A 9175-nucleotide genomic window follows, 5' to 3' on the forward strand; every position below is an offset into this window, starting at 1 on the left:
CCCGCGACGCGGCCGATGATGAACAGCACCGGCGCCTCCATCGGCGAACGCGCAAGGTCGGCGCCGATCTGGGTCAGGTTCGACAGCATCCGCCCCTCGCGCGGGGTGGTGGCATGGGCCACGGCCAGCACCGGCAGGTCCACGGGCATCCCCGCGGCGATCAGCCGGGCGGCGATTTCCGCCATGTTCGCCGCGCCCATGTAGACGACCAGCGTGGTTTCGGGATCGGCGAGGCTCGACCAGTCGAGGTCAAGCACCTCGTCGCGGGCGCGGTGGCCGGTGACGTAGCGGACGCCCGTGGCAAGCCCGCGATGGGTCAGCGGCACGCCGGTGGACGATGCCGCGCCCTGGGCGGCGGTGATGCCGGGGACATAGGAATAGGACACCCCGGCGGCGGCGAGTTCCTCGGCCTCCTCGGAGCCGCGGCCGAAGATCAGGGGATCGCCCCCCTTCAGGCGCAGGACGGTATGGCCCTCGCGCGCCAGGCGGACCAGCAGCGCGTTGATCTGGTCCTGCGGGACGGAATGGAAGCCCGCCGACTTGCCGACGGAAATGCGGCGGGCCGAAGGTGGCACCAGCGCCATGATCTCGGGACTGACGAGGCGGTCATGGACCACGACTTCGGCCGATTGCAGCAGGCGCATCGCGCGGACCGTCAGCAGTTCGGGATCGCCCGGCCCTGCGCCGATGAGGTAAACCTTGCCTGCCATGTGCCTGTTCCCTTGCGGTTCTGTGCTGGGGATTGGTCGGGGCGCGCGAGCCTTGCCGCGCGCCCCTGTCGCGTCCCGACGATCAGTAGACGTCGTTTTGCGTGTTGTAGACGTTGAACTTGCCGGTCGGCGTGACCAGACGCTCGTCCTTGATGACGTGCTTCAGTTCCAGCGTCTTGTCGTCGATCACGACGATCGCCGATTCCTGGTCCTTGCCGTTCCAGACCGAGAACCAGATTTCGGTGCCGTCCTTGTTGAACTCGCCCTGCACGACGCGGGGCTGGCCTTCGGTGATCTCGGCCATTTCCGCGATGTTGAGGGTGATGATCTCGGGGTCGGACCCGTCGCCCGGCATCTGGGTGATGTCGAAGACCGCGATCGAGCCCGAGATCGCCGCATCCGGGTTCAGCGTCGCATCCACATAAAGATACTTCGAGTTCGGATGCGTCTTGACGAACAGCGAGCCACCGCCCAGCGCCGGGAAGCTGTCCACGATCTTCCAGGCGTTGTCAGCGTTGCCTTCCGGGTCGGTCCCGATCAGCGCCACCGATTCGTCGCCCAGGTGCGAGGTCGCCCAGACCGCCCCGAAGGTCGGGTGGGTGAAGTTCGCGCCGCGGCCTGGATGCGGGGTCTCGCCGCCGGTTTCGGTGATCGCCGCCAGCTTGCCTTCCTGGGTGTCGATGACCACCAGCTTGCCGCGCGCGTTCGCCGCCGTGATGAAGTAGCGCTTGGAGGCGTCGAGGCCGCCGTCATGCAGGAAACGCTCGGTCTCGATCTCGGTGATCTTCAGGTTCTTGAGGTCGGTGTAGTCCACCAACTGGATCTTGCCGGTTTCCTTGATGTTGACCAGGAATTCGGGCCGGAAGTGCGACGACAGGATCGCGGCCACCCGGGGCTCCGGGTGGTAGGTCTGCTCGTCATAGATGTTGCCGCGGGTCGAGACGATCTTCAGCGGCTCCAGCGTGGCGCCATCCATGATGACATACTGGGGCGGCCAGTAGCCGCCGGCGATGGCGTAGCGGTCTTCCCAGCCCTCGAACTTCGAGGTCTCGACGGAACGCGCCTCCATCCCGATCTTGATGGTGGCGACGATCGAGGGGTCCTCCATCCACAGGTCGATCATGTCGACCTTGGCGTCGCGGCCGATCACCAGCAGGTAGCGGCCCGAGGCCGACAGGCGGCTGATGTGGACGGCGTAGCCGGTGTCGATGACCTTGCGGATCTCGTAGGACGAGCCGTCGATCAGGGCGATCTGGCCCGCGTCGCGCAGCGTGACCGAGAACAGGTTCTCGATGTCCCAGTCGTTCTGCTTCTCGGTCGGGCGCTCTTCCGGCGGCACGATGACCTGCCAGGTGTTGCGCATCTCGGGCATGCCCCATTCGGGCGGCGCCGCAGGATCGTTCAACAGGTAGTTCGCCATCAGCGTCACCTGCTCGGCCGACAGCTCGCCCGAGGTGCCCCAGTTCGGCATCCCGGCCGGAGAGCCGTATTCGATGAAGCTGTGCAGGTAGTCGAAGCCAAGCTCGCGCGTCAGGTCAGGCGTCAGCGCCTTGCCGGTCGCGCCGTTGCGCAGCACGCCGTGGCAGCCCGCGCAGCGTTCGAAGTAGATGGTGTTGGCTTCGTCGAACTGGGCCTGGGTCAGCGTCGGGATGCCCTCGGGGGCGCCGGGAACCGGAAGCTGTTCCTGCGCCAGCGTGGTCAGGGCCGGCTCATACTGGTCCTGGGGCTTCGAGGTGTGGTCCACGACCTCGGATTCCAGCACCTTCTGTTCCTCGGTCGGCAACTGGGCGCCTTCCGAGCGCGGCAGTTCCTCGACGGTGGTGTCCGGCCCGGCGATGGGGCCGGTGACGGAGTTCAGTTCGGCGGCGGCTTCGGTGCCTGCCGCATCGCGGGCCGTTCCGGCATCTGCCGGGGTTGCGGCCGGGGCGGCAGCTGCGTCATTGGCGGGGGCTGTGGCTTCGGCCGGTGCGGCGGGGGCGGGGTCGGCGGTCTGGGCCGCCGCGATTCCCGCACCGAAGACCAGGGCCAGTGCCGCAGAGGCCAGAAGCGACGTCCTGGCCGTATGCGCTGGGAACTTCATGAAAACTCTCCGTTCTGCTGGTGAGGCATGGGTGACGTTAGAGACGGGACATTGCAAGTCTTTGACTTCGGTTAAGGTCGGTCCGATGAAACTGCGCGAAAGTGGTCTCTGGCGGGCCGGCGCGACGCTTTGCCGCGACCGCCAGCCTGAGCAAAGGGCCGGACGGGACTGTCGATGATTTTGCCCCATTTCATTGCCCGGATGACTGCGCTGGCCGTGGCCCTGCTGCTGTGCGTCCTGTGCATCCTGGCGCCCGATCCCATGGCGGCGCAGGACGCCGGATACGGGCGGGCCGCGCAGGCCCAGGCGGTCGCCCCGGCCGAACCCACGCCCGCGCTGGCCGCCGCCCTGTTCCAGGTGCCCCCCGGCACGACGCCCCGGCTGACCCGGCAGGAGGCGCCGGTTCCCGCTTGGCGGGTCGAGGCAGGGGAGGGGACGCTGGGCCTGATCGGCTCGACATGGGAACTTGCGGGCTCGACCGGCTATTCGGGCCGGCCGCTGGACGTGCTGGTGGCGGTCGCCCCGGACGGCCGCATCGCGGGCGCCGAACTGATGCGCCACGCGGAACCCGTGCTGACGCTGGGCATCTCGGATGCCGACATCGCGGCCTATGTGGGGGCTTTCCGCGGCTTTGACATGCGCGCCCCGCCCGATTCGGGGCAGGAGATGCCGGACGTGATCTCGCGCGCCACCGTCACCACGGGGGTGATCCGCGACGGGCTGCTGCGCAGCGCCCGCATCCTTGCCGGCGCGCAGGGCGATGGCGGGGTCATCGACCGCGTCAGCTACACGCCGCTGGACTGGCAGGGAATCGTGGACACGGGTGCGCTGGGCCATGCCTACGTCAGCATGGCCGACGCCGCGCAGGCCTTCGCCGGCGCCCGCCAGCCGCTGACCCCCTCGGACGGGCCGTTCCTTGATCTCTGGGCCGGCATCATCGACCCGCCCACGGTCGGGCGGAACCTGCTGGGCCAGCAGCGCTTCAACGAGGCCGCGGTCGCCGCGCCGCCGGGCGAGGCGCTGCTGGCGGTCTTTTCGCGCGGGGTCAGCGGCCACCGCGGCACCGGCTGGCGCCGCGCGGGCAGCTTCGAGCGGATCGCCGTCACGCAAGGCGCGGTCAGCCTGACCCCGAGCGCCGATGCCTATGCCCAGATCAACCGCATCGCCGCCGAGGGCGCCCCCCAGTTCACCGAGCGCAGCCTGTTCCGCATCAACGCCGATCCCGAACAGGGCGGCATCGACCTGACCCGGCCCTTCACCGTGACCGTGACCAACACCCGACCGGCGGCCGAGGGCGGCATCCTGAGCCTGCCCGTTTCGGTCGAGGTGTCGGTGCCGCAGGCCTTCCGCGCCGCCCCGCCCGCGCCCGAACTGCCGCTGTGGCAGCAGTTCTGGATCCAGAAGCAGCCGCAGATCGCCGTGGTCGGCGCGATGCTGGGGGTGCTGGGGCTGGTCCTTTTCGCGCAGGAATGGCTGGTCCGCCGCGCGGGCCTGTGGCGGAAGGTGCGGCTGTCCTACCTGTTCCTCACGCTGGTCGTGCTGGGCTGGTGGCTGGGCGCGCAGCTTTCCGTCGTGCAGGTCGTGGCCTTCCTGCATGCGCTTCTGTCCGGCTTCCGGTGGGAAACCTTCCTGGTCGCGCCGCTGATCTTCGTGCTGTGGTCCGCCGTGGCCCTGGGAATGCTGTTCTGGGGCCGCGGCGTCTTCTGCGGCTGGCTCTGCCCCTTCGGGGCGCTGCAGGAACTGACGAACGCCGCCGCGCAGAAGCTGGGGGTCAGGCAGGTCGCCGTGCCGCAGGCGCTGCACGAACGGCTGTGGGTCATCAAGTATTCGCTGTTCGTGGCCATCGTGGCGCTGTCCTTCTATTCGATGGAACAGGCGCTGATCCTGGCCGAGGTCGAGCCGTTCAAGACCGCGATCTCGATGCGCTTCATGCGCCCCTGGCCCTTCGTCGCCTTCGCGCTGGCGCTGCTGGGGGCGGGGCTGTTCATCGAGCGCTTCTTCTGCCGCTATCTCTGCCCCCTGGGCGCGGGCCTCGCGATCCCGGCCAAGCTGAAGATCTTCGATTGGCTCAGGCGCCGGCCCCAGTGCGGGCGAGAGTGCCGGCTGTGCGAGACGAAATGCCCGGTCGGCGCGATCGATCCGCTGGGCCGCATCAACGCCAACGAATGCGTGATGTGCCTGCGCTGCCAGACCATCATGAATGACGAGGCGACCTGCCCCGTCCTCAAGCGCCGCTCGCGCGGGCCGGGGGGCTTCACCGCGCCGCCGATCCCGACCGCGCCCGCCTCGCCTGCCGTTCCCCCGCCGCTTGAGCCGTCGCAGGTGCCTTCGGGTGCCCATGCCGGGGCGGCCTCGCCGGCGCAGCCGCCGGCCTTCCGGTCCCAGAAGGTGACTCCATGACCATGACCGCCCTGAACGCCTCTCCCGCGCCGCTGCCCATCATCTTCCGCGACGGCTGGCGCGTGTTCTTCATGGCCGCCGGGCTTTACGCGCTGGCCGCGATCGCCGTCTGGCTGTGCTGGACCTCGGGCGTGACCGACCTGCCCTTTGGTCCCGGCCCCGTCGCCTGGCACGCGCATGAGATGGTCTTCGGCTTCGCCACCGCCGCGCTGGGCGGGTTCTTCCTGACCGCCGTGCCGAACTGGACCGGAGGCGCCGGGCCGTCCGACCGATTCGTGGCGCTGGTCGCGGGGCTGTGGCTCGCGGGCCGGGTGGCGGTCTGGTTCTCGGGCGCGCTGCCTGCGGGGCTGGTGGCGCTGGTCGATCTGGCCTTCATCCCGGTTCTGGGGGCGCGGATGGTGGCGATGCTGATGGCAAAGCCCAAGCCGCAGAACCTGATGTTCATCGTCCTGCTGACGCTGGTCTGGCTGTCGAACCTGGCTGTGCATCTGGACTGGATGGGCTGGACGGAAACCGAGGGGCAGGGGATGCGCGGGGGCCTTTTGACGGTTTCGGCCATGATCGCGATCCTTGGCGGCCGCGTGACCCCGGCCTTCACCCGCAACTCCCTGCTGCGCGCCGACCCTGCCGCCGCCCCGCCGGTGTCGCGCACGTGGTTCGACGTGGCCGGCATCGTGCTGGCGATCCTGACCGCCGTGCTGGCGCTGGCCGCCGCGCCCCAGGCGCTGACCGGCGCGGCCGCCCTTGCCGCCGGCATCGCCGCCGCGCTGCGCCTGTCGGGTTGGCGGACGCGGGCCACGCTGGGCGACCCGATCCTGTGGGCGCTGCACGCCGGCTACGGGATGCTGGCCCTGGGTCTGGCCGTCTGGGGGCTGGCGCTGCTGGGCCTCGGTTCCGAGGTCGCGGGGCTGCATATCCTCGGCATCGGCGCCATCGGCGGCATGACGCTGGCGGTGATGAGCCGGGCGAGCATCGGCCATTCCGGCCGACCCCTCCGCGCGCCCGCGACCATCGCGCTGGGTTACGCCCTGATGCCGCTGGCGGCGGGCCTGCGCTGGGCGGCCTCGACCTGGCCGGGGGCGTTCCACGACCTCGGGACTTTGGGCGCGGGGCTGCTGTGGATCGTCGCCTTTACCTTCTTCCTGGTGGCGCTGTGGCCGATCTGGACCACCCCGCGCCCGGCAAGGGGGGCCGCGTGATGATGCTGCCGCGGCGCCGCTTTCTTGCCATGACGGCCTGCGCGATGGCGCTGCCTGCCGCCGCGCCGGCCCGGCACCGCTGGCAGGGGGTGGCGCTGGGCGCGGATGTCGCGCTGACGGTCGAGGGGGGCGATGCCGCCGCCGCCCGCGCCTTCTTCGCGGAAGCCGAACGCAGCCTGCGGGCCATCGAGCGGCAGTTCTCGCTGTTCACCGGCTCGGAACTGAAGCGGCTGAACGCGCTGGGGCGGCTGAGCCACCCTTCGGACGACATGCTGGCCCTGCTGGATCTGGCGGGGCGCGTGCATGAGGCGACGGGCGGGGTCTTCGACCCGACCGTGCAGCCCTTGTGGCAGGCGCGGCGGCTCGGGCAGGACGAACATGCGGCCATGGCGCTTGTGGGCTGGCAGGACCTGCGGGTTGCGCCCGGTGAAATCCGGCTTGCCCGGCCTGGCATGGCGCTGACGCTGAACGGCATCGCCCAGGGGTTCGCCGCCGACCGGCTGGCCGCCGTCGCGGTCCGCCACCGCCTGACCGATGTGCTGATCGACGCGGGCGAGGTCCGCGGCGTCGGACCGCAGGACTGGCGCGCGCGGATCGAGGCGCCGGGGGGCGGGATGGTGCGCGAACTGACCCTGCGCGACCGGGCGCTGGCGACCTCGGCGGCGATGGGGACGCGAATCGGCCCCGGCGGCGATCGGCCGCATATCATGGGCCCGGCGGGAGAGGGGCCGCACTGGGCGCTTTCCTCGGTCAGTGCGGACAGCGCCGCGCTGGCCGACGCGCTGTCCACCGCTGCCATCCTGATGGACCGCCCTGCCATCGACCGGGCGCTGGCCGCCTTCCCCGATGCCCGGATCGAGGCTCTTGTGGCCCTTTGACCTCAGAGAAAGACCGCAAGGATCACGGGACGTTGACTTTGGGCAAGGCCCGGTCCCTCATGATCAGTATCCGTATGATTGTGTAAACTGCTCGAAGGGACCGCCGCCATGAGCGACGTCATGACCAAGAGCATGGCCCGTAACGTCTTCTATGGCGGGTCATTGTTCTTCATCGCGATATTCGGCGCGATGTCCGTCCACAGCCATATCTATGTCCTCAATGTCTCGACGGACCGGACCGCCCTGACCGAAAGCGTCACGGCGGGCAAGCACGTCTGGGAGAACAAGGGCTGCGTGAACTGCCATTCGCTGCTGGGCGAGGGCGCCTATTTCGCCCCGGAACTCGGCAACGTGATGCGCCGCTGGGGGGTGCAGGACGACCCCGACGCGGCGGCGGAAACCCTGACCGCCTGGATGCAGGCGATGCCCACAGGGATCGAGGGGCGGCGGCAGATGCCGAACTTCAACCTCACCGACGAGGAGCATCGCGCGCTTTCCGACTTCCTGCTGTTCGTGGGGTCGGTGAACACCCAGAACTGGCCGCCGAACGACGCCGGTTGAGCCGAAAGGGACCATCATGAGATACGCAACTCAGAAAATCGCCTACGCCTATTTCGGCGTGGCCATGGCGCTCTTCGCGCTGCAGGTCACCTTCGGGCTGATGATGGGCTATGTTTACGTCCAGCCGAACTTCCTGGCCGAGATCCTGCCCTTCAACATCATCCGCATGCTGCACACCAACGCGCTGGTGGTCTGGCTGCTGCTGGGCTTCTTCGGCTCGGCCTATTACCTGCTGCCCGAGGAAGCCGAGCGTGACATCCATTCGCCCGCCATCGCCTGGCTGCAGTTGATCATCATGGTGGTGGGCACGCTGGGTGCGGTGCTGACCTATATCTTCAACTGGTTCAACGGAAACTACTTCCTGGGCACCCAGGGGCGCGAGTTCCTGGAACAGCCCACCTGGGTCAAGGTCGGCATCACCGTCGCCGCGCTGCTGTTCCTCTACAACGTCACCATGACGGTGCTGCAGGGCCGCAAGACCGCCATTTCCAACGTCCTGCTGCTGGGACTGTGGGGATTGGCCCTGCTGTGGCTGTTCGCCTTCTACAACCCCGCCAACATCGTCCTGGACAAGATGTACTGGTGGTACGTCATCCACCTGTGGGTGGAAGGCGTGTGGGAACTGATCATGGCGGCGATCCTGGCCTTCCTGATGCTGAAGCTGACGGGGGTGGACCGCGAGGTGGTCGAGAAATGGCTGTATGTCATCGTTGCGACCGCGCTCTTCTCGGGCATCCTCGGGACCGGGCACCACTACTACTGGATCGGCCTGCCGGCCTACTGGCAGTGGGTGGGGTCCATCTTCTCGTCCTTCGAGATCGTGCCCTTCTTCGCGATGATGGCCTTCGCCTTCGTGATGGTCTGGAAGGGGCGGCGCGACCACCCGAACAAGGCCGCGCTGCTGTGGTCGCTGGGCTGCACGGTGCTGGCCTTCTTCGGCGCCGGCGTCTGGGGCTTCCTGCACACGCTGCACGGGGTGAACTATTACACCCACGGCACCCAGATCACCGCGGCGCACGGGCACCTGGCCTTCTACGGCGCCTATGTCTGCCTGGTGCTGGCGATCATCACCTATGCGATGCCGATCATGCGCAACCGCGACCCCTATAACCAGGTGCTGAACATGGCCTCCTTCTGGCTGATGTCGGGCGGGATGCTGTTCATGACCTTCACCTTGACCTTCGCGGGCACGGTGCAGACGCACCTGCAGCGGGTCAACGGCGAGGCCTACATGGACGTGCAGGACCAGCTGGGCATCTTCTACTGGATGCGCTTCGGCTCGGGCATCGCCGTGGTGCTGGGGGCGCTGCTGTTCATCTACTCGGTGGTCGTCGTGCGGCGCGAGGT

7 protein-coding genes are annotated in these 9175 nt (G+C 68.6%); 5 read left to right on the top strand and 2 right to left on the bottom strand.

All coding sequences use genetic code 11. From position 1 onward, the window contains the following. Both cobA and Q4F04_RS12195 read right to left on the bottom strand, forming a co-directional pair. On the bottom strand, nucleotides 1–710 hold a 710-nt coding region (gene cobA, locus Q4F04_RS12190), incomplete at its 3' end, for a uroporphyrinogen-III C-methyltransferase (protein WP_303370093.1). Nucleotides 711–792: 82 nt separating this feature from the next. Next, a complete protein-coding gene (locus Q4F04_RS12195) occupies nucleotides 793–2790 on the bottom strand; it encodes a nitrite reductase (RefSeq protein ID WP_303370094.1) in 1998 nt (665 codons plus the stop codon). Nucleotides 2791–2964: 174 nt separating this feature from the next. Between Q4F04_RS12195 and Q4F04_RS12200 the strand changes: the two genes are divergently transcribed. The 5 genes from Q4F04_RS12200 to Q4F04_RS12220 form a co-directional block, all read left to right on the top strand. Next, entirely contained in the window at nucleotides 2965–5190 is a 2226-nt protein-coding gene (locus Q4F04_RS12200; RefSeq protein ID WP_303370095.1) for a NosR/NirI family protein, read from the top strand. Then, a complete protein-coding gene (locus tag Q4F04_RS12205) occupies nucleotides 5187–6389 on the top strand; it encodes an NnrS family protein (protein ID WP_303370096.1) in 1203 nt (400 codons plus the stop codon). Before Q4F04_RS12200 ends, Q4F04_RS12205 begins: the two co-directional genes overlap by 4 nt. Then, a complete protein-coding gene (locus Q4F04_RS12210; protein WP_303370099.1) occupies nucleotides 6389–7267 on the top strand; it encodes an FAD:protein FMN transferase in 879 nt (292 codons plus the stop codon). The genes Q4F04_RS12205 and Q4F04_RS12210 overlap by 1 nt, the downstream gene beginning before the upstream one ends. A gap of 108 nt (nucleotides 7268–7375) precedes the next feature. Continuing rightward, nucleotides 7376–7828 (top strand): cytochrome c, encoded by a 453-nt coding sequence (locus Q4F04_RS12215; protein WP_303370097.1) that lies wholly within the window; start codon nucleotides 7376–7378, stop codon nucleotides 7826–7828. A 16-nt stretch (nucleotides 7829–7844) separates the two neighbouring features. Beyond that, nucleotides 7845–9175: cbb3-type cytochrome c oxidase subunit I (locus tag Q4F04_RS12220; RefSeq protein ID WP_303370098.1), on the top strand; the 1331-nt coding region annotated here is incomplete at its 3' end.

Source organism: Paracoccus sp. (in: a-proteobacteria) (assembly GCF_030536915.1).
Lineage (GTDB): Bacteria > Pseudomonadota > Alphaproteobacteria > Rhodobacterales > Rhodobacteraceae > Paracoccus.

Coding starts and splice junctions, on each gene's coding strand:
- Q4F04_RS12195 (WP_303370094.1), bottom strand. CDS start 2,790: ATGAAGTTCCCAGCGCATACGGCCAGGACGTCGCTTCTGGCCTCTGCG.
- Q4F04_RS12200 (WP_303370095.1), top strand. CDS start 2,965: ATGATTTTGCCCCATTTCATTGCCCGGATGACTGCGCTGGCCGTGGCC.
- Q4F04_RS12205 (WP_303370096.1), top strand. CDS start 5,187: ATGACCATGACCGCCCTGAACGCCTCTCCCGCGCCGCTGCCCATCATC.
- Q4F04_RS12210 (WP_303370099.1), top strand. CDS start 6,389: ATGATGCTGCCGCGGCGCCGCTTTCTTGCCATGACGGCCTGCGCGATG.
- Q4F04_RS12215 (WP_303370097.1), top strand. CDS start 7,376: ATGAGCGACGTCATGACCAAGAGCATGGCCCGTAACGTCTTCTATGGC.